Genomic DNA, 26,932 nt, shown 5'->3' with positions numbered 1-26,932 from the left:
TCTGAACCACTGCGCGCCAGGGCGTTTGCGTTGTGACGCCTTGAGAAACTCCTCCTCAATTCAGCCCGTCACCGGGCTGGACCTGTACCGTCAAGGAATGAAAGACATGTCCGATTTAATCGTAGTGGGATTTTCAGACACCGAAAAAGCAGATCGCGCCCTCACCAAGATGGTCTCGCTGAGTAAAGAGCACCTGGTAGAGCTGGAAGATGCGGTCATTGTTGTGCGCAATGCCGAAGGCAAAATCCACATCAAGCAAAGCGTGAACCTGACAGCCATTGGGGCGACATCCGGCCTGGTCACCGGCGGCCTGTGGGGCGCATTGGTAGGTCTGCTGTTTCTAAACCCGCTGGCAGGCTTTGCCATCGGTGGCGCGCTGGGCGCTGGCACCGGTGCCCTCTCGGGCTCGCTGAGCGATTACGGGATTGATGACGATTTTATCAAGTCGCTGAGCGAAACGATCCCCAACGATTCCTCGGCCCTGTTCGTCCTGCTGCGCAAGTTCCAGCCTGAAAAAGTCCTGAAGGAACTGGAAGACTCGGACTTCAAGGGCAAGGTATTGCGCACTTCCCTGTCTCCTGAACAAGAGCAGAAGTTGCAGGACGCACTGTCCAAAACCACTTCCGGCGCCACTTTGACCAAAACGATTTAAACCTGCACCGCCCCATTCGACCGCGTTGCGCGGTCGAATGCTTGCCCCTCAGTTCAAGCGCACTGCGGTGCCAGTGGCAAACACCACCAGCATCCCGCCTCGACCTGACGGCATGCTGATTTCAAAATCCAGTCCCACAATGGCATCGGCCCCCATGGCTCTTGCCCTGTCACGGATTTCATCCGTGACCTCTGCCCGCGCTTCCTTCAGGGCTCGCTCCAGCGTCTGAGAGCGCCCGCCAAAAAAGTCGCGCACACCGGTAAAAAAATCTCGCACCACGTTGATCCCGTGAACCGACTCGGCGCTGACAACGCCCACGTATTCCGTAATTTTTCGGCCATCAATGCTATGAGTGGTGGTAATAATCATCAGCCCGCCCTTTTCCTTTTCTGTTTCAGTGACTTGAAAGGTTACCTTATCGCTGTCCCGATCACTGCTGCTACTGTAGCCAGGGTGAACGGCAGGCTCTTCTAAATACATGACCAAAGGCTACTATGCTTAAAGCAGATGAATCTAAAGACGTAAGAGTTGGGACGCCTCGCTCGGCAAATCTGCACTGCTGACATGAACTCAATGGCTGCGCCAAGCAACTTTTCGACCCCGCTCAAGGAAGCCCGCAATGGTCCAAAGACAAGTCATCAACGCTTCAGTCAGCCCTAAGGGCAGCCTGGAAACACTCTCTCAACGCGAAGTACAACAGCTGAGCGAAGTTGGCTCAGGCACCAGCTACACGCTGTTTCGCCAGTGCGTTCTGGCTATTCTGAACACCGGCGCTCACGTCGATAACGCAAAAACCATCCTTGAAGCCTACCTGGACTTCGAGGTTCGAATTCATCAGCAAGACCGTGGCGTGCGCCTTGAACTGTTAAACGCTCCCGCCGATGCGTTCGTCGATGGCGAAATGATCGCCAGTACACGTGAAATGCTGTTCAGCGCCCTGCGCGATATCGTCTATACCCAGAGCGGCCTCGACAGCCCGCGTATCGACCTGAGCAGTTCGGCCGGCATCACCGATTACGTGTTCCACCTGCTGCGCAACGCCCGCACGCTGCGTCCGGGCGTCGAGCCAAAAATCGTGGTGTGCTGGGGTGGTCACTCGATCAACACCGAAGAGTACAAGTACACCAAGAAGGTGGGCCACGAACTGGGGCTGCGCAGCCTGGATATCTGTACCGGCTGCGGTCCCGGCGTGATGAAGGGCCCGATGAAGGGCGCCACTATTTCCCACGCCAAACAACGCCTGACCGGTGGCCGTTATTTGGGGCTTACCGAGCCGGGCATCATTGCAGCCGAAGCGCCGAACCCTATCGTCAACGAACTGGTGATCCTGCCGGATATCGAAAAGCGTCTTGAAGCCTTTGTCCGTGTTGGCCACGGCGTGATCATTTTCCCGGGCGGAGCCGGGACCGCCGAAGAGTTCCTGTACCTGCTCGGGATTCTGATGCACCCGGAAAACAGCGATGTGCCGTTCCCGGTGATTTTGACCGGCCCCAAAGAAGCCGCACCCTACCTGCAGCAACTCCATGAGTTTGTCGGGGCTACCCTGGGTGAAGAAGCCCAAGAGCACTACCAGATCATCATCGACAACCCGGCCGAAGTTGCGCGGCAAATGACTGCCGGGCTCAAGGCAGTGAAGCAGTTCCGTCGCGAGCGCAATGACGCATTCCACTTCAACTGGCTACTGAAAATCGATGAAGGATTTCAGCGTCCGTTCGACCCGACCCACGCCAACATGGCCAGCCTGCAACTGCGCCGCGACATGCCGCCCCACGAACTGGCAATCAATCTGCGCCAGGCTTTTTCCGGGATTGTGTCGGGTAACGTAAAAGAGAAAGGTATCCACCTGATCGAGCAGTATGGCCCGTACGAAATCCACGGCGACGCGGCCATCATGAAGCCGCTGGACAAACTGCTGCAGGCATTTGTCGAGCAACACCGCATGAAACTGCCAGGCGGTGCGGCCTATGAGCCGTGCTATCGAGTCGTAAGCTAACACCCATCCTCAAGGGCCTGCCAAGCGAACGCGTAGCGTCATCACGCACATCGCCTGGCATGCCCGCAGAGGAATCACGTCAAGGGTGCATGTTTTTTCACGGCCTCAATCCAGGCAGGATCCAGCCGGGTCTGCTCGGGGTCGATACCCAGCGCTTCAAGGCGCGCCTTGTGCAGATCCATCTCGAGAACCATCTGGCTCAACGCACTGGAGTTGGCGTCCAGTTGGTACATCTGGCTCACCCCAAGATGATAAAAACGCAGCAACTTCATCGCCGCACTATCCCCAGCCATCACCCCTGCCGTTACGTGATGCATGACGTTGGTCACTTTCATCAGGCTGCGCTTGAGCTGCCAGCCGTACGCGGCAGGCCGCATCCAGGGCTGTGACCAGAAGAGGTAGCGCACCAGCACAATGGTCGTGATCAGGGCCACAATGACTCCCGCCAGGTTCAAGCGAAAATTATCGCCGCCTGCAACGCCCAGCACCATGACCGCCAGCCCGGACAACAGCAACGACAGCGCGACAAACGTCAGCACGATGTACAGGGTGCTACGCCGGGTTTGCTGACGATAAATCTCGGGGTTCATCGGCTGTAATTCAAACATCACTGATCTATGACTCCAACATGGCTAAGGGCAAAGTGCGCGGGCATTATGGACCGATATCGCTGTCTGGCTGACTGAAATAAAACCGGTCAGGCCGTCTGCAATAAACTCAGTGCCTGGCGGTACAGCGCAACACGATGCACCTGGCCATTGAGCCCGCCATTGATAGCCTTCGTGACCCGCTCGAAGTCATCCCCGTCCGCCAGGGCATTCACGTTGCGCGAGTTCCAGTACCAGCCTGCGGACTCAACTGCCCAGTGCCACTCCTGCAATTGTTGCGGGGTGGCCAGTAATCGTTCATCGCCGAACAGTCCAAGGCTGCATTGTTGATAGTTGCTCTTGCCCGTGACCTGGATCAGCCCCCGACCACGATACCGCCAACCATCTCCCGACGCCTCGGAGCCATTGCCCAGGCGGTCACTGTAGACCCGGTTGGCGATTGCTTCTGGCCTGCGATGCAGCTTCTGCGCGTCACTATTGGGCAGCCGCCGTGCACGGCCGCCGTCCATCACGGTGAGGTATTGGCCAGCCGAATTTTTCTGCGCGAAACGTGAACCCCAGGTCGCGGCCAGACCATCAGCGCTGTAATTGAGGTTTTCGACAAGGACGGTGAAACCTGCACTTTCATGCCCGACCTGAGCTAAAAAGGCGGCCATGCGCCTGGGAGTATTGATCTGCCGCTGGCGAGTCATCGCCTGTAAAAAAGGCATATACACATCAACAAATGCAGCGCTTTTTGGAAAAACCTGCAACATGATTTCACGGGTCAACATGGCTACTTACTCTTAATAAATGAAATTAAAAGTGAACCATTTAAAACTTTTACCGCCTGCCAAATAACTACCACAAGACCAGGGCTACACCTTTTTCAGAACACATCTACAGCTCCATAATATGGCGGATGAAAAGTTCGCATACTTCACAGTTTTACACTCAATAACCGTCCTCAACCAATGACGGGGACCACTCGCCGCGGCTTGACCGACTTATAGGAAAAGCTCGAATAAATCTCCTTGACCGCAGGCAAGGCTTGCAGGACCTCACGGGCAAATTCGCCGAAGGACTCCAGGTCTTTGGCCACAACTTCCAACAAAAAGTCATAACGCCCCGAAACGTTATGACAGGCAATGATTTCAGGGATTTCCAGCAAGCGCTGCTCAAAATTCCTGGCCACCTCTTGTGAATGGGACTCCATCATCACGCTGACAAAAGCCGTGACTCCGTAACCCAGTTCCTTGGGCGAAAGAACAGCCTGATAACCCGTAATAATCCCGCTTTCTTCCAGTATTTTTACCCGACGCCAACAGGGCGAAGTCGTCAGCGAAACGCTCTCGGCCAACTCGGCGACGGTGAGTCGAGCATTACCTTGCAGTGCCGCGAGAAGGGCTTTATCCGTTCGATCCAGAGTTGTTGGCATGTTGTGCCTCTAAATATAACTTTGACTGGGTTTTGTTCTAATCCATTCAGTATTTGCAGGTAAATTTGGAATTTTTCACGTCTATTTAAAGCATAGCATTGTAGGAAATATCGGAGAGTTCAGCATGAACGATAAAAACAACAACTTCGGCTTTTCTACCCGCGCAATCCATCACGGGTACAACGCACTGGAGAACCACGGTGCACTGATCCCCCCTGTTTACCTGACGTCGACCTTTGCTTTTGCATCGGTGGAATACGGCGCGGCCTGTTTTGCCGGTGAAGAGAACGGGCATTTCTATACCCGTATTTCCAACCCGACCCTGGCCCTGCTTGAGTCGCGCATGGCGGCGCTGGAAAACGGCGAAGCGGGCGTGGCATTCAGCTCCGGCATGGGGGCGATTGCGGCAACGTTCTGGACCTTGCTCAGGCCTGGCGATGAAATCATCGTCAACCGCACGCTGTATGGCTGCACGTTTGCGCTGCTGCATCACGGCATCGGAGAGTTCGGGATCGTGGTCAAGCACGTGGACATGTCCAACCCGGCCGACCTCGAAGCGGCCATCAGCCCTGCAACGCGCATGATCTACTTCGAAACCCCGGCCAACCCGAACATGCAGCTGGTGGACATTGCTGCGATTTCAACCATCGCCCATGCACACAACGACCTGCTCGTGGTGATCGACAACACCTACTGCACCCCGTACTTGCAGCGCCCCCTGGAAATGGGGGCAGACGTAGTGGTGCACTCGGCCACCAAGTACCTGAGCGGGCATAGCGATATCACTGCAGGGATGGTGGTCACCCGCCAACACCTGGCCGACCGGATTCGCCTGCAGGGACTGAAGGACCTGACGGGCGCGGTCCTGTCGCCCAATGATGCGCACCTGCTGATGCGAGGCATCAAAACCCTGGCGTTGCGCATGGAGCGCCATTGCAGCAGTGCCCGGATCATCGCGCAGATGTTGGAGGATCACCCCGCCGTGGAATGGGTTGCCTACCCCGGCCTGCCCTCTTTCCCACAATACGCCCTGGCATCCCGGCAAATGAAACTGCCGGGGGGCATGATTGCCTTTGAACTCAAAGGCGGTATGGCCGCAGGTCAGCGGTTCATGAATGCCCTGCAACTGTTCAGCCGTGCAGTCAGCCTGGGAGGTGCCGAATCACTGGCGCAGCACCCTGCGAGCATGACCCACTCCACTTACACCCTTGAAGAGCGGGCACGACACGGTATTTCCGAGGGGCTGGTACGACTGGCCGTGGGGCTTGAGGATGTTGCCGATCTGCTGGCGGATATAGAGCAGGCGCTGAAAATCAATGCTTGAGCTCGCACAATGTAATCAGACGCCAGCAAGGTACATTCGAGATGAGCACCCCATTAACCCGGCGGAATCGTCGCCAAAATGCCAATACCGATGGTCAGCACCAGAAAGCCGCCCAAAAACCATGCCATTTTGTTCATGAAATTCCCCGTCAAACGTTCGTAATAAAACAGGCGCAGAACATCAGCCGACCACACGCGAGTGTTGCTGTGTACTCACGTCCTCGTCTGTCTCGAAAGGTTGACGGGAATTTTGCGCCGCAAACTGCATACATAACAGTCGCAGATAACGCAAAAAAATACGGATCAGATGCCGGGTAAAACAAAGTGTTCAGGGACAACGCTGCGCTGATACTCGGCCACCACAGCCTGACTGAGGCTCACCACCGCTTCATTCAATTCCAGCCCCGCCCCTGCCCGCCAGCTGGCGTACACCGCAAAGCCCGGTGCAGTTTCGATCCCCAGGGCGATCATCGCGCCGCTTTGCAGCTCGCGGCTGACCAGCACCGGTGGCAAGGCACCGATGCCGAACCCGTCGGCCACCAGTTTGATAATGGCCGCCACCGAGTTGATGCAACTGATGCGCGGGGCCACAATGTCGTGCTGATGCAAAAAATTGAGCATGTCCTGATGTGGCCGTGACAGGCGAGAGAAGGTCAGCAGCCGCTCCTGACACAAATCAGCCAGGCTCTCGTAATTGCGATCCAGGGCAGCATCCTTGGCAACGATCCAGCTCAGGGGATAACTGGCCAACTTCACATTGCGTACGCCATCGGCGCGCAGCAGGTCTGTTTGAAAGATCAGATCCAGCTGCCCCTTGAGCAGTTGCTCATTCAGGTTCAGCGCCGTATCGGCCGTCAATTCGACCTCGACCTGCGGGTAATCGCGGCTCAGCGCGCTGATCAGATCCCCCAGCCAACTGTGGATGACGGTGTCCATCACCCCGATACGCAAGCGCCCGGCGAAGCTGTCTGCCTGTCCCAGGGATTGAAACAGGCGCTGCTGGGTGGCCAGCATTTCCTCGGCATAACCCAGCACTTGATGGCCTTCACGGGTCAGATTGACCCCACGGGAATCGCGCTGAAACAACTGCACGCCAAGCTCGGTTTCGAGGACTGAAATGCGACTCGATATGGCCGCCTGAGTGCTTGAGAGTTTTTCGGCCGTGAGTCGAAAGCTGCCAAGGCGCGCCACCCAGACGAATGTCAGAAGAAATCGCATGTTCATTTAGGACGCCTCACCCAATCAAAACCAGGGCCGTACTGTAAACCCTTGCCGCAGCCGCAAGCCAGTCGGCTTAAGTCGGTGATTGGTAAAACTTTTTTGTTCAGCGGTGACAACTTTTATTGACTGGACGCACAACCCAAAGCCACCAACCATATCGGCCAATGACGCTCATCGGGCGTCAAAAATAAAAAAACACGCTGAGTCCGGCAGCGTACCGATTTTTCGAAAGTGTGCCTGACCGCTTTCGACTTGCTCTCACCAGCCTGCCCTGGTGCAGCGGCAATCAGCTAAAGGGATTCCCCCCTCATGCAAACCGTCGTAAATCTATGGCCCTTGATTGGCGTGTTCGTCATCATCATTGGCTTTGTGCTGCGCTTCAATCCACTGCTGGTGGTCAGCGCGGCAGCCATCGTCACCGGCCTTGCCGCCAACTTCCCGCTGGAAAAAATCATCAGCGAAATGGGTGAAGGCTTCCTGCAAACCCGCGCCCTGCAATTGATTCTGCTGTTGCCTCTGGCCGTGATCGGCCTGCTCGAACGCCACGGGTTGCGCCTGCATGCGCAAAACTGGATCGCCAGCTTCCAGCGTGCCACCGTCGGGCGTCTGCTGATCATGTATCTGTTTGTGCGCGAGACCACGGCAGCAGTAGGCCTGACCAGTCTGGGCGGGCATCCGCAAATGGTCCGTCCGCTGCTGGCACCGATGGCCGAGGGCGCCGCTGAAAACAAGTACGGAAAGCTACCTGCCCCGGTACGGCAAAAAGTCCTGGCCATGTGCGCGGCCACCGACAACATCGGCTTGTTCTTTGGCGAAGACGTGTTCGTCGCCTTTGGTGCAATCGCACTGATGCACACCTTCCTGCTGGGTTCGGGGCTTGATGTCGAGCCGCTGCACATTGCGTTCTGGGGCATCCCGACCGCCATTTGTGCCTTTATCGTGCACGCACTGCGCCTGTACCGCTTCGACCTGATGCTGTCACGCAGCATGGACGAAGTTGCCCGCGAAGAAGCTGACGCAACCCGGGAGCTGGCACGATGATTATCTCTATCGAGTACTTCTACTGGCTGGCCGGTGTGCTGTTGATGATCACTGCGGGCATGATCGTGTGTGACCGTACCCATCCGAAACGCTGGACCAGCGGCCTGTTCTGGGCGTTGTTCGCCTTGGTGTTCCTGATTGGCGATCGTCTGTCACCGTTTGTGGTCGGCGTTGGCGTTCTGGTCATGGCCGCCATTGCAGGCATCGGTGGCGTAGGCCGTGGCACTCACGCCGAGTTGCATATCAAGGCTGCGCGGGCCAGTGCCGGGCGCCTGGGCCACAAACTGTTCATTCCGGCCCTGTCGATTCCGCTGGTGACGGTGATTGGTTCCATCCTGCTGAAAAACACCCAGATCGGTGGCGTGCCGCTGCTCGACCCAAAAAACACCACGTTCGTGTCACTGGGCATCGGCTGCGTGGTGGCACTGGTCCTGGCGTGCATCCTGACCCGCGACACTCCGCTGCAAGGCTTGCGTGAATCACGACGCCTGACCGAAACCCTGGGCTGGACCATGGTGTTGCCGCAAATGCTGGCCATGCTTGGTCTGTTATTTAACGACGCAGGTGTGGGCACCGCTGTTGCCCATGTCACCACCGCGTACATCAACATGGATTATCGCCTGGTTGCGGTGATGGTCTACGTCCTGGGCATGGCGCTGTTTACCGTGATCATGGGCAACGGTTTTGCCGCATTCCCGGTGATGACCGGCGGTGTCGGCGTACCGGTACTGGTGGGCATCTACGATGCAAACCCGGCGGTCATGGCTGCAATCGGCATGTTTTCCGGCTACTGCGGTACCCTGATGACGCCGATGGCGGCCAACTTCAATATCGTGCCCGTTGCCCTGCTGGAACTGCCGGACAAATACGCCGTGATCAAGGCGCAAATGCCCACCGCGCTGATGATGCTGGTGGTCAATATCGTGCTTCTTTACGTGCTGATGTGAGGACTGTATGCGCACTGTACTGCTGACCGGCTTCGAACCGTTCGACCAAGACACCGTAAACCCGTCCTGGGAGGCCGTGCGCCTTCTGGACGGCACCTCCCATGGCGATGTGCGCATCGTCGGCCGCCAGTTGCCCTGCGCGTTTGCCCTGGCACCCGCACGGCTGCACCAGTTACTGGAAGAGTTTGAGCCAGAGCTGGTGATCGCAGTCGGGCTGGGGCCCGGCCGCGCTGACATCTGCATCGAGCGGGTGGCAATCAACATCAACGACGCCCGCATTCCCGATAACCTGGGCGCGCAGCCAATCGACACACCCGTGGTACCGGACGGCCCGGCCGCCTACTTCAGCACCCTGCCCATCAAGGCAATGGTTCGGGCGTTAAAGGAGGCTGGCATTGCGTCTTCGGTGTCGCACACGGCGGGCACCTTTGTCTGCAATCAGGTGTTCTATTGCCTGCAACATGCACTGGCCGGGTCTGCGGTGCGCGCAGGGTTTATCCATGTGCCTGCACTGCCGGAACAGGCGGAGCAATGCGGCGGACCATCCATGGCACTCTCAATCCAGACCGAGGGGCTGCGCATCGCGGTGATCACGGCGCTGGACACCTTCCACGATGTACGGGAAAGCGGCGGTCAGATCAGCTGACAACCCTCAAAACCCCGGCACGATCTGGCCTTTGTAACGGGTCAGGATGAACTCGCGCACTTGCGGCGAGTTCAGTGCCCGGGCCAGTTTCTGGATGGCCGGGCTTTGAATGTTGTCCGGGCGTGCGACCAGATACTCGACGTACAGATCCTTGCCCTTCTCCACAATCAACGCACTGTTGGTATCGATGCCCGCTTCCAGGGCGTAGTTGGCAAACACAAACGCCAGATCAACCTGATTCACCGACCTCGCCAGCAACGCGCCTTCCAGTTCGCGGATTTTCAGGTGCTTGGGATTCTCGGCAATATCCCGGGTCGTCGACAGAGAGTTGCCCGGATCCTTGAGTTTGATCAGCCCCGCATCATCCAGCAGCACCAGGGCACGGCCCGCATTGACCGGGTCATTGGGGATGGCCACCGACGCACCATCCTTCAACTCGGAGATCTGTTTGATCTTCGTCGAGTAAGCGCCGAAAGGCTCGATGTGCACACCAATCACTGGTACCAGATCGGTGTGACGGGTCTTGTTGAACTCATCCAGGAACGGTCGATACTGGTAGTAGTTGGCGTCGATATTTTTCTCGGCCAGTTGCACGTTTGGCTGGATAAAGTCGCTGAATACCTTGATATCCAGATCAACGCCTTGCTTGGCCAGCTCGGGCTTAACGAACTCAAGAATCTCGGCGTGGGGCACCGGGCTGGCGCCCACCACCAGCTTTTCACCGGCGTGAGCCGTGAGGGCAGCAAAAACAGCCGCAAGGGCAACAAGCTTTTTCATGGCAGAACTCCGCACAATATAAATGGGCCGTCTCAGCGACGGCTGTAGTGCAGAACCAGACGGTCACCGCTGACTTGCAGGCCCTGAACCAGCAGGACCAGCAGCGCCACAGTGATCACCATCACGTCAGTCTGAAAACGCTGATAGCCGAAACGAATCGCCAGATCCCCCAGCCCGCCACCACCGATCACCCCCGCCATCGCGGTGCAGTCGACCAGAACAATGGCGGTAACGGTGATAGCTGCAATCAGCCCGCCGCGCGCTTCGGGCAACAAGGTGTGCCGCACCACTTGCCAGGTACTGGCGCCCATTGCCTGGGTGGCCTCCACCACCCCGTGGTCGACCTCACGCAGGGCGGTTTCAACCAGCCGTGCAAAGAACGGCGTGCAACCCACCACCAACGGTGGAATGGCCCCCTTCACCCCCAAAGAGGTGCCCATGAGAAAAGCGGTCAGGGGGATCAGCGCAATCAGCAAAATAATGAACGGCAGGGAGCGGAACATGTTCACCAGCATCGACAGCACCCGGTACACACCGGGTTTGGCGTGAAGTTGCTGTTTGCCGGTCAGGAACATCAAGACCCCCAGGGGCAGGCCAAGCAGAGCGGTAAAAACCAGCGCCACGCCAAGCATGCTCAGCGTGGCAATGCAGGCCTGGCCGATTTCCGGCCAGTTGAGGCTGACCAGCAGCTCGACCATGCTCATGACCAGTCGTGACGTGGAGGGTTGATCCCGTTCAGCAGCCAGTTACCCACCACGTGGTACTTCCAGCGCACCGGGTCATGCAGGGTATGTACGCGAGCATTGCGCCAGTGACGGTCGTGGTTATGGCGGGCCAGCGAAGAGCGCGTACCGCCCAGTTCAAACAGGCGGGTACTGGCTTCCAGGGCAATTTCGGTGGTCAGTACCTTGGCCTTGGCCACCGCCACCGAGGCACGCGCCACACCGTCTTCATCGGGCGCCGCCCGTACGCTGTCCATCACTTTGCCTGCGCGTTCGAGCAAGGCTTCAGAGGCATCCAGCTGGATGCTCAGCCGGCCGATCTGGATGATGGTCAGTGGATCATCACTGGCCTTTTCCAGCCCCGAGTCGATCCAGGGCCTGGCGTGTTCGCGGACAAAAACCAGAGTGTCGCGCAACGCCGCACGGGCAATCCCGGCGTCAATGGCGGCCGTGGTGATCTGGGCAAAAGGACCGGCCAGGGTCGGGTTTTCATAGGAGCGGTAGGTTTTGAAGACATTGAACCCGGGCACCCGCAGATCCTGCACCAGCACCGTGCCACTGGCGGTGTTGCGCTGGCCGATGCTCGACCAGTCATCCACCACAGTGAGTCCCGGGCTGTTGCGCGGCACAAAGGCCAGATGCGCCCTGTCTTCGTCATCCAGCGCCAGCACACCCAGCCAGTGAGCATACAAAGAACCGGTGCAGTAACCCTTGCGACCGTTGACAAGCACCTCATCGCCGTCACGGACAAAGCGCGTCTGGATGTCCTGCACCGTCTTGCCGCCGGTCTCCGAGATGGCATTGGCAAAACGATTGCCCTTGAGCGCCAGGTCAAAAAAGAAAGCCTTTTGTTCTGGCGTCCCTTGCAGGCGGATATCTTCAAGCAGGCAGTAATGGTTCTGCGGGATCTGCCCGAGGGAAGCATCCGCAGCGGAAATAATGGTGATCACTTCGGCCAGCGTGGCGTATGACACCTGCGCGCCGCCGTACTCCCCGGGCACGGTGATGCCCCACAAGCCACTGTTGGAGAACACATCCACCACCTCGGCAGGCACCTGGCGCAGCCGATCACGTTCAGCATCACCCTCCAGCAGAAACGCCGCGACTTTATGGGCGACGTCGATGGCTTCAGCATCCGTGCGGATGACATGGGCATTGGCAACAGAAAGGGGGTACGGGGCATCGGCAGGGGCGTACGACATGGACTTCTCACTCGTTACTCATAATGGGTCGCCAGCAGGAGCGACCGTTAAATGAGTGAGAGCAGAAACCATGCCATCTATTTTCTATATAAAAATCAATTGCTTACGAAAAACCAGAAACATCCGGAGTTGCCAGGGCAACAGTCTGTGTTGCAACTGTTGCCTGGCCAACACCCTTGGCGGGGTCAAGGTATGACCAATGGTTATCGCCCAATCCACATTCGTCATTGGGCAGCCACTTCGACAAAAACTACAGTGGCCGCCTGAAGGAGCCTTGAGGGTTCCCTTTTGAGAGACCTGCGGCGCGATTACCTGATTCGCAGCTGGCACAAAAATCTTGTAGCACTGGCCTGAAGGGACATTGATATGACACGCATCACCGGACAGAACTTTATTGGCGGACACCGCAGCGGTGCTGGCACCGTGCACCTGCAAAGCGTGGATGCCAGCACCGGCGAAGCGCTGCCCTACCACTTTATCCAGGCCACCGAATCCGAAGTGGATGCCGCTGTCAGTGCGGCCAGCGCCGCGTTTCCAGCTTTTCGCAGATTGCCCGCCACCCGACGGGCCGAGTTCCTGGAGGCCATTGCCGAAGAAATTGACGGGCTGGGCGACGATTTCATCGCCATTGTCTGCCGCGAGACTGCCTTGCCAGCTGCGCGCATCCAGGGCGAACGCGGGCGCACCAGCGGGCAAATGCGCCTGTTTGCCAACGTGCTGCGCCGTGGTGATTTTTACGGCGCGCGCATCGATCAGGCGCTGCCTGACCGCCAGCCTTTGCCCCGTGCAGATCTGCGTCAGTGCCGAATGGGCGTAGGGCCGGTGGCCGTGTTCGGGGCCAGTAACTTCCCGCTGGCCTTCTCCACGGCTGGCGGTGATACCGCTTCGGCACTCGCGGCCGGTTGCCCGGTGGTGTTCAAGGCTCACAGCGGGCACATGGCAACCGCTGAATGGGTGGCGCTTGCCATTGTGCGCGCCGCCGAGCGCACCGGCATGCCTGGCGGTGTGTTCAACATGATCTACGGTGCGGGGGTGGGCGCTGTGCTGGTCAAGCATCCCGCGATTCACGCTGTCGGCTTTACCGGTTCCCTGTCCGGAGGCCGTGCCCTGTGCGACATGGCCGCAGCAAGACCCCAGCCGATCCCGGTTTTTGCCGAGATGTCGAGCATCAACCCGGTGCTGGTCTTGCCTCAGGCGCTGCTTGCCCGCGGCGAGCAGATTGCACGGGAGCTGGGCGGTTCGGTGATGCTGGGCGCAGGCCAGTTCTGCACCAGCCCGGGCCTGGTGCTGGGTATCCGCTCACCCGGGTTCAGTGCCTTTGTCCAGGCACTCAGCCAGTTCTTCAACGCTCAGGCCCCACAGACACTGCTCAATGCCGGGGGCCTGGTCAGTTACAGCAAAGGTATCCAGCGCCTGGCAGGGGTCGATGGTATCCGCCACCTTGCAGGCGCGCCGCAACAAGGCAATCAGGCCAGCCCGCAGTTGTTCCAGGCCAATGCCAGCCTGCTGATCGATGGCGCCGAGGTGTTGCAGGAAGAGGTCTTCGGACCGACCACCCTGGTGGTCGAAGTCGCGGACAAGGCGCAGTTGATGCAGGCATTGCATAGCTTGCATGGCCAACTGACCGCCACGCTGATTGCCGAGCCCGCTGACTTGCAGGCGTTCGCCGAGGTCGTGCCGGTGCTTGAACACAAGGCCGGACGGTTACTGCTCAACGGTTACCCGACCGGCGTCGAGGTGTGCGATGCGATGGTTCACGGCGGGCCTTATCCGGCGACATCCGATGCCCGTGGCACCTCGGTGGGCTCGCTGGCCATCGACCGCTTCCTGCGCCCGGTGTGCTACCAGAACTATCCGGACAGCCTTTTGCCGGACGCGCTTAAAAATGCCAACCCGCTGGGTATCCAGCGCTTGCTTGACGGCAAGCACAGCCGCGACGCACTGGCCAGCTGATCTGCGCGGGCCCCGTAATGGGGCCCTGCGTACAGGTCCGTCAGGCAATGTAATTTCATCTAAAGATCAATTTGTAGCCGCTGACGAGGTACGAGGCTGCGATAAGGACCGCAGGGCCTTCAAAAGCCGGGACACTTCGCGGTCCATCGCAGCCTCGTACCTCGTCAGCGACTACAACACGTAGTTCCGCGATATCAGGCAGTGCGGACCCAGGTGATTTCTGCCCTCAGGCCGCCGCGCATTATTAAACCCCCTCAAACTTGAACGCCGGAGTGACCTGAAAGCGGCTTGAGACCTCTCCGGAGTAAATGGTGCTTTGGTCCGGGCCCAGGTTCAGCTTTTTGACGGTGCCCGTTGCCTTTGAAAAATCGACCTTGTTCAAGTCCACCCAAAACGTGTTCGGGGTGACGGCCGATTCGAAAAAGTACAACCCCTGCTTGTGATCGATCACAGAGCGCCAGCGGGTCGAGGATATGTTCGGCTCGCCGGGCGTGGTAATGCCGTACGGTACTGAAACGTTGCGGATCACGCTGAATACGCTGGCCAGTGACAAGCGCGCGTCCTGATTCTTTGGCACCGCATTGACGTAAAAAGACGCCCGGGCAAAGCGGTCTGCAGAACGATTGGTGCCGGGGAGCATCACCGTCCCGCCAATGGATTGCCAATACGCATTCATTGCCAACTGCGCATCGAACGCAGGGGAGTTGGTCATGACCTGATAGCTGCGGTCGTGGTGAATCACTTGCTTGCCATCGATAAACTCAATGATCGCGCTGTCGCCCGAGGCATCGGACATTGAGAGGTGCAGCGTTGCCAAACGACTTTCACCCGGCACATTGGCGGTGACAACGGTGAAGGGTTCGGTCTTGAGTACATCGACCGCTTCGGCAACGGTGCTGAAGTTGTCCAGGACATACTGGGCCCAGGCAGAAATGCTCAACCCGGGTTTGTCTTTATTGACCGGCGGATATTCAGACTCCACCAGCCACAGCAGGTTTGCCGACAACCCGGCTTCGTTGACCCCGTCAGTGGTTGAAATGTCGTAGCCCGTGGCAATCACACTGCCGTATCTGGACGTCCACTTCAGCGAGCCCGGCCCTGCCTCCCCGGTGCGCTGCATACCCTGGGGGAAGATCCACAGATTGGTTGCCACGTCTGTCTTCCAGTCCATGGACCGCGCCGTGATCACCGTGTCGTTGTCACCCAGATAAACCAGACGGGTGCAGGCATTGGCGACCGGCAACGCGAGCATGAAGCCTGCCAGTGCCAACGTCAGATGTTGGGTGTGTTTGAGCAACTTCATTCACTTGAATCCTCAATACGGGTTTAGAAGCGCATGGACAAGCCAAGTACCGGGCCGCGCTGGGTCACGTCGTACTTGAACTTGTTGCCGGTAAAGTCGGTGGTTCGATAGTCCTGAGCCAGCACCCGATAACCGACACGAATGATCGTGGGGTGATCCGCCAGGAACATCCGGTAACCCAGATACCCTTGGGCGTTCCAGGTTTTTTTGGAAGACGTATCCAGCCCGCCGGTGTCGGCTTCGCCGGAGAGCAGCCAGCGGTCCGTCAGGTCGGCCTGCATGCGCAAGCCCACGAACGGGTCTGTCCACTCAGTTTTTTTCTTGGTGCTGAAACCCACAGAGTCGACGCTCAGTTTTGTCGACAGCTTGGTCCAGCGCACACCGACCGTGGGCTCGACGCGCCAGGCGCGAGGTTCGCCAAAAATCGTGGAGCCGCCAAACTCATACTCATAGACACGGTAATACGCACCCACCGCAAGGGTGCTTTGGGCGATTGCCAGACCTACCTTGCGCCCGAACACCCTCTCGGACTGGTGGGTTTTCGCATACACGCCATCGACATAAAACCCCAGCGTGCGATTGGTCAGTTCCAGATTACCCATGAAAACCGAACTCAAATTTTCCATCACATCCGAGAACGGTACATCCACTTTTGTATTGACCCCGCCAAGCGCCGCTTGCCCGGTCATTGACGGAGCCCACACAAAGGGGCTCGCCAACAACAACCATTCCGAGTCACGGGTATTGGTGGTTGCTGGCGACTCACTCCCTTGCGCCATCTGCAGGAAAAACACCAGCGGCAACGCCGCAGACGCACATCTGACAGTCTGTTTTCTCATTGCCCTGATTAACCGGTCATGGATTCAACCAGTAGGTATAGCAGGTATCCCCTGAAAATCTGCTGTCAGGTGCAGTCATTGCCGGCGCCAATAAGTCTTTACCCCATAAGGCATTTACAAAAACCAGCGATATTCCCGGGCACTGATTTCTTGCATGAAAGCCAGATGGTCCTGACGCTTGTTCTCGCAGTAAACATCGACAAATTCGCCGCCCAAGCCTTCGCGCAACTGAGGCTGGTGCTGCATGCCCCGCACGGCTTCAAGCATCTCAAGCGGGAAAGCGATACCGCTGTTGCGGTCTTCGTTAAGCGGCAAAATCGGCTCTTTACCCGCCTCAAGCCCATGCTCCAACCCGACCAGAATCGCCGCCAGCACCAGATAGGGGTTGGCATCGGCGCCCGCAAGGCGATATTCGATCCGCAGGTTTTTTGCATCAGACTCCGGAATCCGCAAGCAGGCATCCCGGTCTTCATAACCCCAACTGGCCTGGGTAGCGATATTGGTCGTGCCGCCCAGTCGGCGAAACGCGTTCTGGTTGGGAGCAAAAATCGGCATGCTCGCGGGCAATAATGCCAGGCAACCCGCAACGGCATGCCGCAGCGGCTGCTGCTGATTGAGTGCCAACAGGTTGTTGCCGTCAGCGTCATACAGGCTGACATGCACATGCATGCCGCTGCCAGGATGCTGCAGATAGGGCTTGGCCATAAAGCTGGCGCGATAGCCGTGCTTGAGGGCAACGCCCCGGGTGCTGCGACAAAACAGGGCCGCCCAGTCCGCCGCACGTAAACCGTCGTCGAGATGACCAAAATTGATTTCGAATTGCCCCGGCCCCAGTTCGGCCGTGATCACGGTTGCTTCGATCCCTTGGGCCTGCGCCGCATCGACCATGTCATCAAGCACTGGAGAAAAGCGCGACAAGCGTTCGATGTGCATATTGGGCTGGTCATCGGCATCGTCGCTCAACGGATCACGAGGAAACTGCACCAGACCCTCACGCAGTTGCTTGTCGAACAGGTAAAACTCCAGCTCGAACGCCACCACCGGGTGAATGCCCTTTCGCGCCAGTCGGGCCAACACCTGGGCGAGGACTTCCCGGGGCTCGAAGACAATCGGTTTTTCGGTGCCATCGGAGGTAATCAGCATCTGGCCCAGCGGCTTGCCTTCCCAGGTCACCGGCTTGAGCGTGCCTGGCACCAGGCGTCGGACGGCATCCGGGTCGCCGTCGTTGAAGCAGTAGTCGCCAATTTTGAACAGCCCGCCCTGTACACCCAGTAACACGCAGTTTTGCGGCAATTTGAGCACGCTGCCCGCCGCCACTTTTTCAAGCATGTCGATGGGGTAGCGCTTGCCGTAGAAATGCCCGGGAATATCCAGGGAAATCAGATCGACATAACGCACCTCGGGGTTGTGCTGGCGAAAGGCACGCACTTCGGCCAGCAAATCGGAGCATGCAGCATCCATCATGGGAGTTCCTTTATTGTTATCAGGTGTAGACCCACAGCACTCGCGTGAGCTGCGATGTCAGGTTGGCGTAGCGACAGCGCGTGTGGCTGTCGAACTGAAAACTGTCCCCGGCGTACAGGGTGGCGGGCTCATCATCGTCGCCCAGCCACAGGGTCAATTGACCTTCGATCACGTAACCGCCCTGCTCCGAGCTGTCCGTCATATGCCGCTCGCCGCTGTTGGCGCCAGCTTCCAGCAAACTCTCGAGCATGGAGAACGAGGCGCGGATTTTTGGCGAGACCAGAATGTCGGTAATTCCGTTGCCCAGATACAACGTGCGGCGCTCATCGGGACGGGTCACCCAGGGCAACTGCTTGGGTTTTGGCAAGCTGTAGAAATAGGTAGTCGGCACGCCCAGGGTTTCGCTGATCGCTGTCAGGTCAGCCACTGTCGGCTGCGATATCCCGCGTTCGACCTGGGACAAAAAACCCACCGAGCGGCCGATTTTGTCCGCCAGTTCCTTGAGGGTGTATTTCTTGTGTTTGCGCAGGTCGTGGATAAGGATCGCCAACGCGGCCATCTCTTCTTGCTTGTTCATCCCGGGCCGCCGTGAAATTTTAGTAATTTAATTTCATGAAAAACTACAGGTTAAATTTCACAAGTGCAAGGCAGTTGCTCTGCTCGCATCCGCCAACGTCTTCACAGGGGAGTTTTGTTCAATACGCCAAAGTGCCCGCCCATTAACCTTCTGGCACACCCCTGAACGGAGCACAGTAACGATGAGCGTGTTGATTTCGATGGCGGCGTTTGCCCTGGCAGCATCCATCTCACCCGGACCGGTCAATGTCGTCGCCCTGAGTTCCGGCATGCAGTTTGGCCTGGGCCCCAGCCTGCGCCATGTGCTGGGCGCAACGGTCGGTTTTGTCGTGCTGCTGCTGTTTACCGGTTTCGGCCTGCATGAAGTGCTCAAGCAGTGGCCGATACTGACCGACCTGATTCGCTGGGCAGGCATGGCCTTCCTGCTTTACCTGGCCTGGAAGCTGGCGATGGATAACGGCCGGATCGAGTTCGAGGGTGACACGCAACACCCCTCATTTTTAAAAGGCGCGGCCATGCAGTGGCTCAACCCCAAGGCCTGGCTGGCTGCTGTTGCGGGCATGGGCGCCTTTGTCGCCGGCGGTGAGGCCGTGCTGATCTGGTCGTTCGCGCTGATCTACTTTGTCGTCTGCTACGCGTCCGTGGCTTGCTGGGCCTGCACCGGGGCATTCCTGAGCCGTTATCTGCGCAGCGCCAGGCGCATTCGCCTGTTCAACCGCAGCATGGCGGCCATGCTGGCGGGCTGTGCGGTCTCTTTGCTGTGGTTTTAAGTCTTGTACTGGCCGGGCGTGGCGGCGAGATATTTTTTGAATACCCGCTGAAAATGCGCCTGATCGGCAAAGCCGGTCTGATGAGCGATATCGGCGATCAACGCACCTTCGCGCAACTGCGTCTGCGCATGTTGAATCCGCCGGTTGATCAGATAGGCGTGGGGCGTCATGTGGAAACGCTGCTCGAATGCGCGAATCAGGTAAGCCTCTGACAGGCTGGCAGCTTCACAGATGTCCTGCAGTCGAATCGTGCGCAGGAAATGCGCATCAATATAGTCGGCGGCCCGCTCCACCCGCACATTGGCGCTCTTGCGCAGCGCCACCGAACCGCCCAGCTCTTGCTGCATCGACGAAAAAAACAGGATCGCCGCCTCATGCTTGGCCAGCACCTCTAGCCGAGGGTCGACCAGTTGTGCATAGAGGGCGGTCAGGCCGTTGAACAATGCTGGGGATTGGGTGTGAGTGGCCGCGACGGGATGAAACACCCCGCTGGCATCCGCCTCAAAACCGTGCTGAATACCTGCCAGCCAGTGGGCATCGACATACAACATCACGTATGACCACAGCTGATCCTCGACCGGATTACAGGCATGAACATCCCCCGGATTCATCAGCACCACCGTACCTGCGCTGATGGTGTGGGAGGTTTTTTCATGCAGGTAATTGCAGCAACCTGAAGTGATTGCACCGATTGAAAATATCTCGTGAGAGTGCCGCGCATAGCAGACCTTGCGGCCATCGGCGATTGAGCGCGCCTCGATAAAAGGCAACTGCGCATCCCTCCAGAATTTCGGAGTTGCGCAGCCTGGATCGACGGCAAGGGTACTGACCTGATTGCTTGCGGGCATGGTATCGGGACCGGGAAGATCATGGGCCACGATGGATTTCACGGCCTTTGTCTGCCTGCCAGCCTAGCACTTGAAGCTAGGTCACACGAATGACAACCTTGCCTTTGGCCCGGCCTTGCTCGACATAACTCAACGCCTGCGCTGTGTCGTTGAACTCAAACATCCGGTCAACCACTGGTTTGATCACACCAGACTCAATCAGCGCGCTGATTTCACGCAACTGCTCGCCATTGGCCCGCATGAAAACAAATGAATAACTCACACCCTGCTTGCGGGCTTTGCGGCGGATGCCATAGCTCAGAAGGCCCATGACCTGCTGCAACCCCCAGTTCAGCCCCTGAGCCTTGGCAAACTGCGCAGTAGGTGGGCCGGAGATCGAAATCAGCCTGCCTCCCGGTTTCAGCACCTTGAGGGATTTTTCGAGGGTGCCAGCGTCAAGGCTGTTCAGCACCACGTCGTAGTCGTGCAGTAACGTGTCGAAGTGCTGCTGCTTGTAGTCGATCACAACATCGGCCCCGAGGGCCTTCACCCATTCAACGTTGCGGGTGCTGGTGGTCGTGGCCACTAAAGCGCCCAAGTGCCTGGCCAACTGAATGGCAATACTGCCCACCCCGCCGGAACCTGCGTGAATGAGCACCTTCTGCCCTTTTTTCAGTTGCGCGGTTTCTACCAGCACCTGCCAGGCCGTCAGCGCGACCAAAGGGATGGACGCTGCCTGCGCCATGTCGAGGTTGACGGGTTTAAGCGCAAGCGCATCCCGGGACACCGCAATAAGCTCAGCGAAAGTCCCCATGCTGTCCTCGCTGGGACGTCCATAGACCTCGTCTCCCGGCTTGAACTGGCGAACATTGTCGCCCACACGCAGCACCACGCCCGCCAGATCGTTACCCAGAACCAGTGGAAACCGATAGGGCAGGATCAGTTTGAACTCGCCCTTGCGGATTTTGGAGTCCAGCAGATTGACGCTGGCGGCATGCACCTTGACCAGTACTTCGTCGGGTCCAACGTCAGGGTCGGGCAAGTGCCCTATCCGTCCAGTGTCCTTGCCATATCCATCGATAAAAAAAGCTTTCATAGCAGGCGGCTCCGGGTTGAGGCACCGAGCGGCAACTGCCCCCGGTGCGGCAACCCCGCATCAATCAGTTTTTATAGCGATCGGCAGCATGGGCCATCCGCAGATCCCCCAGCAGCGCCTGACGGGCGCCATCCAGCGCATCCCAACGGGCAGCGTCATGCAAAGGCGGAATGGTCACTCGCTCACGGCGGTCGAAACCGACCAGCGCGGCATCGACCAACTCACCCACCGCCATCACCTCAGGCAGGACGTTGATATCGATACCTGCGCGCTCCCAGATTTCGGTGCGGGTTGCGGCAGGCAAAACCGCCTGGACATAAACCCCCTTGGGCGACAACTCGTGACTCAACCCTTGTGACAGCAACTGCACAAACGCCTTGGTTGCAGCGTAGACCGACTGGCCGAACTCAGGCGCCAGGCCTACGACCGAACCTATATTGACGATCGCCCCCTCACCGGCCTGCACCAGCCGTGGCGCAATCGCGCTGGCCAGTCGCGTCAGCGCAACAGTGTTGAGCGCAATAATTGTCGTGAGGCTCTGTGCTGTCTGCTCCAGAAAACCGCCCGACTGGGCAATGCCCGCATTGTTGATCAGGATGCCTATGCTGGAGTCGTAACGCAGCCGCGCTTCAACCACCTCCAGATCACTGGATTGGGTCAGGTCTGCCTGCAACACATCGACGGCAACACGGTATTGCTGGCGCAAGTGTGTCGCCAGGGCTTCCAGTCGCGCCTTGTCGCGGGCAACCAGCACCAGATCGTGGCCACGGCGAGCAAAGCGCTCGGCATAGGTCGCCCCGATACCGCTGGAAGCGCCCGTGATAAGGACTGAGGAATGAGTAGTCATGGAGGCGCTCTCTCAAGAATAAATCCAGCCGCGGGATGCGGCCTGTCGATCGAAGAGGCTTTATGATGATTATCATAATCTAAATCGTCAACTATTTTGATGATGGTCGACATCCATGTATATTGGGCGCTTGATTGTCAGTGGTTTGAACGAGGCATAAAGCGATGAGGGTCACAAAAGCACAGGCGCAGGCGAACCGGGCACACATCGTCGAAACGGCTTCCAGGCTGTTTCGCGAGCGTGGCTATGACGGTGTGGGGGTGGCGGATCTCATGGCCGCGGCCGGCTTTACCCATGGCGGGTTCTACAAGCACTTTGGCTCAAAGGCTGACCTGATGGCTGAAGCTGCCGCGTGCGGACTGGCAAGCTCGCTGGAAAAAAGCGCAGAGCACGATATTGCCGGGTTCTTTGACCAGTACCTCTCCCGCCAGCACCGTGATGCGCCGGGAGAGGGTTGCACCCTGGCGGCCTTGTGCGGGGACGCAGCGCGACAGCCTGAAGAGGTCAAGACAACCTTTGCCCAAGGGCTCGAAAACATGCTGGCCGCCGTTGAGCGCTCAGGTGCCACGTTCGCCGGCGTTGAGCCACAGGACATGCGGGCCAGGATAATAGACACCATGGCCCATGCCATTGGTGCGATCGTGCTGTCCCGGGCCTGCCCTGATAACAGCGCGCTGGCAGATGAAATTCTCGAGGTTTGCCGCAAGCAGATTCTCGGCCCCATGGGCCCCCGCGACTTGTAGTCGCTGAGGAGCGTAGCGTGGCTGCGATTGATCGCGAAGCGGTCGCAAAACCGGAACACGCGGTGTGCCTGAAAAACCGAAGAGGCTGACTTTACGACTGCTGCGTCTCAGTGGCGCACCAAACCTGACGCAGCCTCGCACGGCTCGTCAGCGACTACAGATTCGCCACCAACTCTTGTTGTAGTCGCTGACGAGTTGAACGAGGCTGCGATCGATCGCAAAGCGGTCGCAAAACCGGAACATGCGGTGTGCCTGAAAAATCGAGGAGGCTGACTTTACGACTGCTGCGTCGCAGTGGCGCACCAAACCTGACGCAGCCTCGCACGGCTCGTCAGCGACTACAGATTCGCCACCAACTCTTGTTGTAGTCGCTGACGAGTTGAACGAGGCTGCGATCGATCGCGAAGCGGTCGCAAAACCGGAACACGCGGTGTGCCTGAAAAACCGAGGAGGCTGACTTTACGACTGCTGCGTCTCAGTGGCGCGCCAAACCTGACGCAGCCTCGCACGGCTCGTCAGCGACTACAGATTCGCCACCAACTCTTGTTGTAGTCGCTGACGAGTAGAACGAGGCTGCGATCGATCGCGAAGCGGTCGCAAAACCGGAACACGCGGTGTGCCTGAAAAACCGAAGAGGCTGACTTTACGACTGCTGCGTCGCAGTGGCGCACCAAACCTGACGCAGCCTCGCACGGCTCGTCAGCGACTACAGACCGGCGATTTACAACAGCCTGATCACGTCGCTGTAAGGCGTTTGCAAATCACGTTCGGGGATTTCCCAGATCACAAGCGCAGGGGGCGTCTGTTTGAATGCCGGGTTATTGAAGTAGTTGTTGGCACCACCGGAAAACTCGCCTCCATCCTTGGCAAAGTCACCAATCGGCGCACCCAGGGCCTGTTGCATAAACCCGGCGAAATTGGAGTTGCGAGAAAACGAAGTGCCAATCAGTGCCACATTCGGCAGGTTATCGTCGCCAAACAGGTCATCCAGACTGTCTGCATCACCCTGCGATTCCCCGGCTTTCTCACTGAACCGGCTCGCCGCCACAGACTCGGCTGCGGGTTGCAATCCTGCTGGCAACCATTCAAGACCGGCCAGGCGAACCAGATCTCCCGGGCGACGCGCCGGGTCTTGCAGTGCCGTTTCATAATCCTTGTGGGGTGTGGCAGTGATCCCCATCGCCTGTACCCGCACAGCGATGGCCTTGGCCGCCGCCGAGGCGCCCGCCTCACTCCAGTGGGTGTCGGTGCGCAGGTAAGCTTCGCTGCCCAGTGATTGCAGGGCTGGCGCCAGATCCAAAGCACTTACCCCTGCCTTGTTCAGCGCTTCAACCCAGGCCACTGCGCGATTGTGCAACTGCACCGGCCGACGCAAATCGCACAGCTGCCCGCTGGCAATACGGCTCTTGTCCGGCACCACGGCCACCAGCAAGCGGATGCCTCGCAACGACAGTTGCTGCTGGATATCACGCACCGCCGCCGCCTTGATCTGTGCATTGGCCTGAGCATGACGGTTGATGCGCATTTCATCGGTCAAGAACAACCAGCCATCACATCCCGGACGGACCCGTGCGCCGGTGTCGTGCAGCATCAGCCAGCTCGCGCCGCGTTCCAGATCTGCCGCCTTTCGCGGCACCCCAGCCTCTGACAACTGCTTGGCGATCTTGTGGGTGACCTCGCCATGCAGCACCGCGTCGCGGGTCAGGTCGGGGGGCAGCATCTGGACCTTGCCGCTGATCAACAGCCAGAGCGACGAGGCAAAACTGACGGCCAGAAATACGACAAACACAACGCCGCCCAACCTGCTGACACGGGCGGTGAGTTCAGTCGGTACAGCCGGTTGGGGCGTTGAAGAAGACATGGGCGCGGCCATCAGAACTGGAAGTAGAGGAAGGGCACCGCCTCGCGGCTCGCGATCAACGCGAACGAGAGCAGAAAACCCGCCACCGGCCACAGGGCCGCTATAGGAACAAACCACACTTGAGTACCAAAACGCTGCTCAACACGGTCCTTGAACAGCGGCGCGATAATGCATGCCACGCCGAGCAGCGCCGCCAGGCCGTGAGCCGAGCGCAGCGTCACGGCCAACGCGTCGCCCAAGGCAAACCCGTGCAAACCGAACTGGCCGGCATACATAGTCAGGGCCGATGCAAAATCCGGCGCACGGAACAGGGTCCAGGCCATGAACACAAACAGCAGTGTCAGGGTATGGGAGAACAGTGGAGGAATACTCGGCAGGTTCGATCGCGACCACAACCGGTCCACACACAGCGCCACCCCGTGAGCGGCCCCCCACAGCAGGTAATTCCAGCTATCGCCGCCATGCCAAAGCCCGGCAATGGCCATGGTCAGGAACAGATTGCGATAGGTCTTCCAGGCCCCGTTACGGTTACCGCCCAGGGCGATATACAGGTAGTCGCGCAACCAGCTGGACAAGGACATGTGCCAGCGCCGCCAGAAATCCTGAATGCTGCTGGCCAGGTAAGGCTGGTTGAAGTTTTCCGGAAAGTGAAAGCCCAGCATCAGGCCGAGGCCGATGGCCATGGCGCTGTAGCCCGCGAAGTCGAAAAACAGTTGCAACGAGTAGGCCAGGCAACCGATCCAGGCGTCGACAAAGGACGGATTATCCAGATGGAACGCCACATCCACCAATGGCGACAGAGTATCTGCCACCAGCACTTTCATGCACATGCCGACCATGAAACGGCGTGCGCCCAGAGAAAAATTCTGCCAGTCGAAATAGCGCCGGGTCAGCTCACGACGCACCCAGTCATAGCGAATGATCGGACCTGCTATGGAGTGGCCGAACATCGAAATATAGGTGGCGTAGTTGATGAAGCTGCGCTCCACCGGCACCGTATGGCGGTGCACATCCACCAGATAGGAAATGGCCTGCAGCACGATAAACGACAGCCCTGCCGGCAGCGCCACCCGCTGCCACTCCAGGGGCATCGCGCCCGGCCAGGTAATCCATTCCATCCAGGTTGCAGCCAGGATATTGGCGTACTTGTACCAGCACAGCACTGCGGTGTTGAACACGATCAGCGCAATCAACAGCCGCACCCTGCCCTTTGAGTCTTCGCGGGAGCGATCAATCAGCAGCCCGCCGACCCAGGCAACGATGGTCAACGCCACGTGCAACGCGAGGAACATCGGGTTCAGCCAGCCATAGAACAACCAGCTGCCGATCAACAGAATGACGTTACGCCACTGGGGCTTGCCCAGGGCGTAAATCAGCATGAAGGCTGGCAGAAACAGCGTCAGGAACTCGAGTGAGGCGAAGACCATGGCAGCGGCAGAATCCGATCAGTGGGACAGAGTGTCCGTTGCGCTCAAAAGACGTGGCCCGCTGGCAGAAGGCACCAGCAGCACGCTGTAGCGTTCCCCCGCCTTGAGCATGCCCAAATCCAGCGCAGCACCCACATTGGCGTTGGCGCACACCAGTTGCACCGAAAGGTTCACCGGATTGATCGAGCGCCGTTGCAGGCTGGCGACGGGCACCGCCTTGAACAGATCGGCGCTGCGCCCGGCAGGACGCAGACTGGCATCGCTGCAGGATTTATCGACGTTAACGAACGCCAGCGAAGCCTTGAGGCCGTTGAAATCGTCAGGTGTCTCACGCACGGCGACTTGCTCGATACCCGCACCCTGCGACACGACAACAATCGTCGCGAACTCCCCGGGCTCAACCTTGAGATCCAGCGCCAGCTGTTGCCCGCCACTGACCAGAGAACCCTTGACCGGACTGGTCGAGTCCACCGGGAACAATAGCGACGCCGGCTGCGCCACTTCAAGGCGCAACGGCGGCTGTCCTGCCTGGCCGATGACGTCCAGGGGCGCCGTGGTGGCGTTGACGAAGCGGATGAAGGCTGCGTCCTGGCTGGGGCCGGTGGGATACAGGGCAAAATCGGCAGCCAGGGTGCACATGCTACATAACAGTGTCATCGCACCCGTCAGTGGACGAA

General features: G+C 58.6%; 28 protein-coding genes. 9 read left to right on the top strand and 19 right to left on the bottom strand.

Translation table 11 applies throughout. From position 1 onward, the window contains the following. The first annotated feature begins 106 nt into the window (after window positions 1–106). Entirely contained in the window at window positions 107–652 is a 546-nt protein-coding gene (locus V6P94_RS12830) for a DUF1269 domain-containing protein (RefSeq protein ID WP_133078214.1), read from the top strand. 48 nt (window positions 653–700) lie between these two features. Here V6P94_RS12830 and V6P94_RS12825 read toward each other — a convergent pair whose 3' ends face one another. Further along, the gene (locus V6P94_RS12825) at window positions 701–1,021 is read right to left on the bottom strand and encodes a YbjQ family protein (protein ID WP_133078213.1); all 321 of its coding nucleotides are present in this window, start codon (window positions 1,019–1,021) and stop codon (window positions 701–703) included. Window positions 1,022–1,271: 250 nt separating this feature from the next. On the opposite strand from V6P94_RS12825, the gene ppnN reads away from it, so the two are divergent. Next, on the top strand, window positions 1,272–2,645 hold the full coding sequence (ppnN, locus tag V6P94_RS12820) for a nucleotide 5'-monophosphate nucleosidase PpnN (RefSeq protein WP_133078212.1): 1,374 nt from the start codon (window positions 1,272–1,274) through the stop codon (window positions 2,643–2,645). Window positions 2,646–2,719: 74 nt separating this feature from the next. Here ppnN and V6P94_RS12815 read toward each other — a convergent pair whose 3' ends face one another. The 3 genes from V6P94_RS12815 to V6P94_RS12805 form a co-directional block, all read right to left on the bottom strand. Then, on the bottom strand, window positions 2,720–3,253 hold the full coding sequence (locus tag V6P94_RS12815; RefSeq protein WP_133078211.1) for a DUF3087 family protein: 534 nt from the start codon (window positions 3,251–3,253) through the stop codon (window positions 2,720–2,722). Between the two features lie 89 nt (window positions 3,254–3,342). After that, window positions 3,343–4,026 carry a glycoside hydrolase family 19 protein gene (locus V6P94_RS12810; RefSeq protein ID WP_133078210.1) on the bottom strand — a complete coding sequence of 228 codons (684 nt, stop codon included), beginning with the start codon at window positions 4,024–4,026 and terminating at the stop codon, window positions 3,343–3,345. 173 nt (window positions 4,027–4,199) lie between these two features. Further along, window positions 4,200–4,670, bottom strand: a complete 471-nt coding sequence (locus tag V6P94_RS12805; RefSeq protein ID WP_133078209.1) for an Lrp/AsnC family transcriptional regulator — start codon at window positions 4,668–4,670, stop codon at window positions 4,200–4,202. A 124-nt stretch (window positions 4,671–4,794) separates the two neighbouring features. On the opposite strand from V6P94_RS12805, the gene V6P94_RS12800 reads away from it, so the two are divergent. Next, entirely contained in the window at window positions 4,795–5,994 is a 1,200-nt protein-coding gene (locus V6P94_RS12800) for a methionine gamma-lyase (protein ID WP_133078208.1), read from the top strand. 53 nt (window positions 5,995–6,047) lie between these two features. On the opposite strand, the gene V6P94_RS12795 is transcribed toward V6P94_RS12800, so the two are convergent. Together V6P94_RS12795 and V6P94_RS12790 are read right to left on the bottom strand one after the other, a co-directional pair. Then, window positions 6,048–6,188, bottom strand: a complete 141-nt coding sequence (locus V6P94_RS12795) for a hypothetical protein (RefSeq protein ID WP_019828905.1) — start codon at window positions 6,186–6,188, stop codon at window positions 6,048–6,050. Between the two features lie 108 nt (window positions 6,189–6,296). Beyond that, window positions 6,297–7,217 (bottom strand): LysR family transcriptional regulator, encoded by a 921-nt coding sequence (locus tag V6P94_RS12790; protein WP_338646764.1) that lies wholly within the window; start codon window positions 7,215–7,217, stop codon window positions 6,297–6,299. 306 nt (window positions 7,218–7,523) lie between these two features. Here V6P94_RS12790 and V6P94_RS12785 point away from each other — a divergent pair, with 306 nt between their 5' ends. Genes V6P94_RS12785 through pcp form a run of 3 tightly spaced genes read left to right on the top strand, consistent with a single transcriptional unit; the run spans window position 7,524 to window position 9,848 of the window. Next, on the top strand, window positions 7,524–8,255 hold the full coding sequence (locus V6P94_RS12785; protein ID WP_133078206.1) for a 5-oxoproline transporter, DUF969 family subunit: 732 nt from the start codon (window positions 7,524–7,526) through the stop codon (window positions 8,253–8,255). Beyond that, a complete protein-coding gene (locus tag V6P94_RS12780) occupies window positions 8,252–9,202 on the top strand; it encodes a 5-oxoproline transporter, DUF979 family subunit (protein ID WP_133078205.1) in 951 nt (316 codons plus the stop codon). Before V6P94_RS12785 ends, V6P94_RS12780 begins: the two co-directional genes overlap by 4 nt. Before the next feature lie 7 nt (window positions 9,203–9,209). Beyond that, window positions 9,210–9,848: a pyroglutamyl-peptidase I gene (pcp, locus tag V6P94_RS12775; protein WP_133078204.1), complete on the top strand. Its 639-nt coding sequence runs from the start codon at window positions 9,210–9,212 to the stop codon at window positions 9,846–9,848. 6 nt (window positions 9,849–9,854) lie between these two features. Here pcp and V6P94_RS12770 read toward each other — a convergent pair whose 3' ends face one another. Genes V6P94_RS12770 through V6P94_RS12760 form a run of 3 tightly spaced genes read right to left on the bottom strand, consistent with a single transcriptional unit; the run spans window position 9,855 to window position 12,549 of the window. After that, entirely contained in the window at window positions 9,855–10,625 is a 771-nt protein-coding gene (locus V6P94_RS12770; protein ID WP_133078203.1) for a MetQ/NlpA family ABC transporter substrate-binding protein, read from the bottom strand. A gap of 32 nt (window positions 10,626–10,657) precedes the next feature. Continuing rightward, the gene (locus V6P94_RS12765; protein WP_338649445.1) at window positions 10,658–11,323 is read right to left on the bottom strand and encodes a methionine ABC transporter permease; all 666 of its coding nucleotides are present in this window, start codon (window positions 11,321–11,323) and stop codon (window positions 10,658–10,660) included. 2 nt (window positions 11,324–11,325) lie between these two features. After that, the gene (locus V6P94_RS12760; RefSeq protein ID WP_133078202.1) at window positions 11,326–12,549 is read right to left on the bottom strand and encodes an SfnB family sulfur acquisition oxidoreductase; all 1,224 of its coding nucleotides are present in this window, start codon (window positions 12,547–12,549) and stop codon (window positions 11,326–11,328) included. Window positions 12,550–12,915: 366 nt separating this feature from the next. Between V6P94_RS12760 and V6P94_RS12755 the strand changes: the two genes are divergently transcribed. Next, window positions 12,916–14,502, top strand: a complete 1,587-nt coding sequence (locus V6P94_RS12755) for an aldehyde dehydrogenase (NADP(+)) (RefSeq protein ID WP_133078201.1) — start codon at window positions 12,916–12,918, stop codon at window positions 14,500–14,502. A 244-nt stretch (window positions 14,503–14,746) separates the two neighbouring features. Here V6P94_RS12755 and V6P94_RS12750 read toward each other — a convergent pair whose 3' ends face one another. From V6P94_RS12750 to V6P94_RS12735, 4 genes are all read right to left on the bottom strand, one after another. Then, window positions 14,747–15,805 carry a linear amide C-N hydrolase gene (locus V6P94_RS12750; RefSeq protein ID WP_133078200.1) on the bottom strand — a complete coding sequence of 353 codons (1,059 nt, stop codon included), beginning with the start codon at window positions 15,803–15,805 and terminating at the stop codon, window positions 14,747–14,749. Between the two features lie 23 nt (window positions 15,806–15,828). After that, complete coding sequence (locus tag V6P94_RS12745) at window positions 15,829–16,644, bottom strand: hypothetical protein (protein WP_405046674.1); 816 nt, start codon at window positions 16,642–16,644, stop codon at window positions 15,829–15,831. Between the two features lie 114 nt (window positions 16,645–16,758). Further along, the gene (locus tag V6P94_RS12740; protein WP_133078266.1) at window positions 16,759–18,105 is read right to left on the bottom strand and encodes a glutamine synthetase family protein; all 1,347 of its coding nucleotides are present in this window, start codon (window positions 18,103–18,105) and stop codon (window positions 16,759–16,761) included. A 22-nt stretch (window positions 18,106–18,127) separates the two neighbouring features. After that, window positions 18,128–18,685: a helix-turn-helix domain-containing protein gene (locus V6P94_RS12735; protein WP_133078199.1), complete on the bottom strand. Its 558-nt coding sequence runs from the start codon at window positions 18,683–18,685 to the stop codon at window positions 18,128–18,130. Window positions 18,686–18,866: 181 nt separating this feature from the next. Here V6P94_RS12735 and V6P94_RS12730 point away from each other — a divergent pair, with 181 nt between their 5' ends. Further along, window positions 18,867–19,454 (top strand): LysE family translocator, encoded by a 588-nt coding sequence (locus tag V6P94_RS12730; RefSeq protein ID WP_133078198.1) that lies wholly within the window; start codon window positions 18,867–18,869, stop codon window positions 19,452–19,454. On the opposite strand, the gene V6P94_RS12725 is transcribed toward V6P94_RS12730, so the two are convergent. The 3 genes from V6P94_RS12725 to V6P94_RS12715 form a co-directional block, all read right to left on the bottom strand. Then, window positions 19,451–20,302, bottom strand: a complete 852-nt coding sequence (locus tag V6P94_RS12725) for a helix-turn-helix domain-containing protein (RefSeq protein WP_133078197.1) — start codon at window positions 20,300–20,302, stop codon at window positions 19,451–19,453. The two genes, V6P94_RS12730 and V6P94_RS12725, sit on opposite strands and share 4 nt — an antisense overlap. A 76-nt stretch (window positions 20,303–20,378) precedes the next feature. Further along, window positions 20,379–21,377 (bottom strand): NADP-dependent oxidoreductase, encoded by a 999-nt coding sequence (locus tag V6P94_RS12720; protein WP_133078196.1) that lies wholly within the window; start codon window positions 21,375–21,377, stop codon window positions 20,379–20,381. Window positions 21,378–21,441: 64 nt separating this feature from the next. Then, on the bottom strand, window positions 21,442–22,224 hold the full coding sequence (locus V6P94_RS12715; protein WP_338646754.1) for an SDR family oxidoreductase: 783 nt from the start codon (window positions 22,222–22,224) through the stop codon (window positions 21,442–21,444). 164 nt (window positions 22,225–22,388) lie between these two features. Between V6P94_RS12715 and V6P94_RS12710 the strand changes: the two genes are divergently transcribed. Next, a complete protein-coding gene (locus tag V6P94_RS12710; RefSeq protein ID WP_133078194.1) occupies window positions 22,389–22,967 on the top strand; it encodes a TetR/AcrR family transcriptional regulator in 579 nt (192 codons plus the stop codon). 721 nt (window positions 22,968–23,688) lie between these two features. On the opposite strand, the gene V6P94_RS12705 is transcribed toward V6P94_RS12710, so the two are convergent. Genes V6P94_RS12705 through V6P94_RS12695 form a run of 3 tightly spaced genes read right to left on the bottom strand, consistent with a single transcriptional unit; the run spans window position 23,689 to window position 26,912 of the window. Next, window positions 23,689–24,828, bottom strand: a complete 1,140-nt coding sequence (locus V6P94_RS12705; RefSeq protein WP_133078193.1) for an alginate O-acetyltransferase AlgX-related protein — start codon at window positions 24,826–24,828, stop codon at window positions 23,689–23,691. Window positions 24,829–24,839: 11 nt separating this feature from the next. Beyond that, window positions 24,840–26,255: an MBOAT family protein gene (locus V6P94_RS12700; protein ID WP_133078192.1), complete on the bottom strand. Its 1,416-nt coding sequence runs from the start codon at window positions 26,253–26,255 to the stop codon at window positions 24,840–24,842. Window positions 26,256–26,273: 18 nt separating this feature from the next. Further along, on the bottom strand, window positions 26,274–26,912 hold the full coding sequence (locus V6P94_RS12695) for an alginate O-acetyltransferase AlgF (RefSeq protein ID WP_326399101.1): 639 nt from the start codon (window positions 26,910–26,912) through the stop codon (window positions 26,274–26,276). Between the last annotated feature and the right edge of the window lie 20 nt (window positions 26,913–26,932).

It is taken from the genome of Pseudomonas sp. ML2-2023-3 (genome assembly GCF_037055275.1).
Classification (GTDB): domain Bacteria; phylum Pseudomonadota; class Gammaproteobacteria; order Pseudomonadales; family Pseudomonadaceae; genus Aquipseudomonas.
This window is presented reverse-complemented; position numbering and strand designations above follow the sequence as displayed.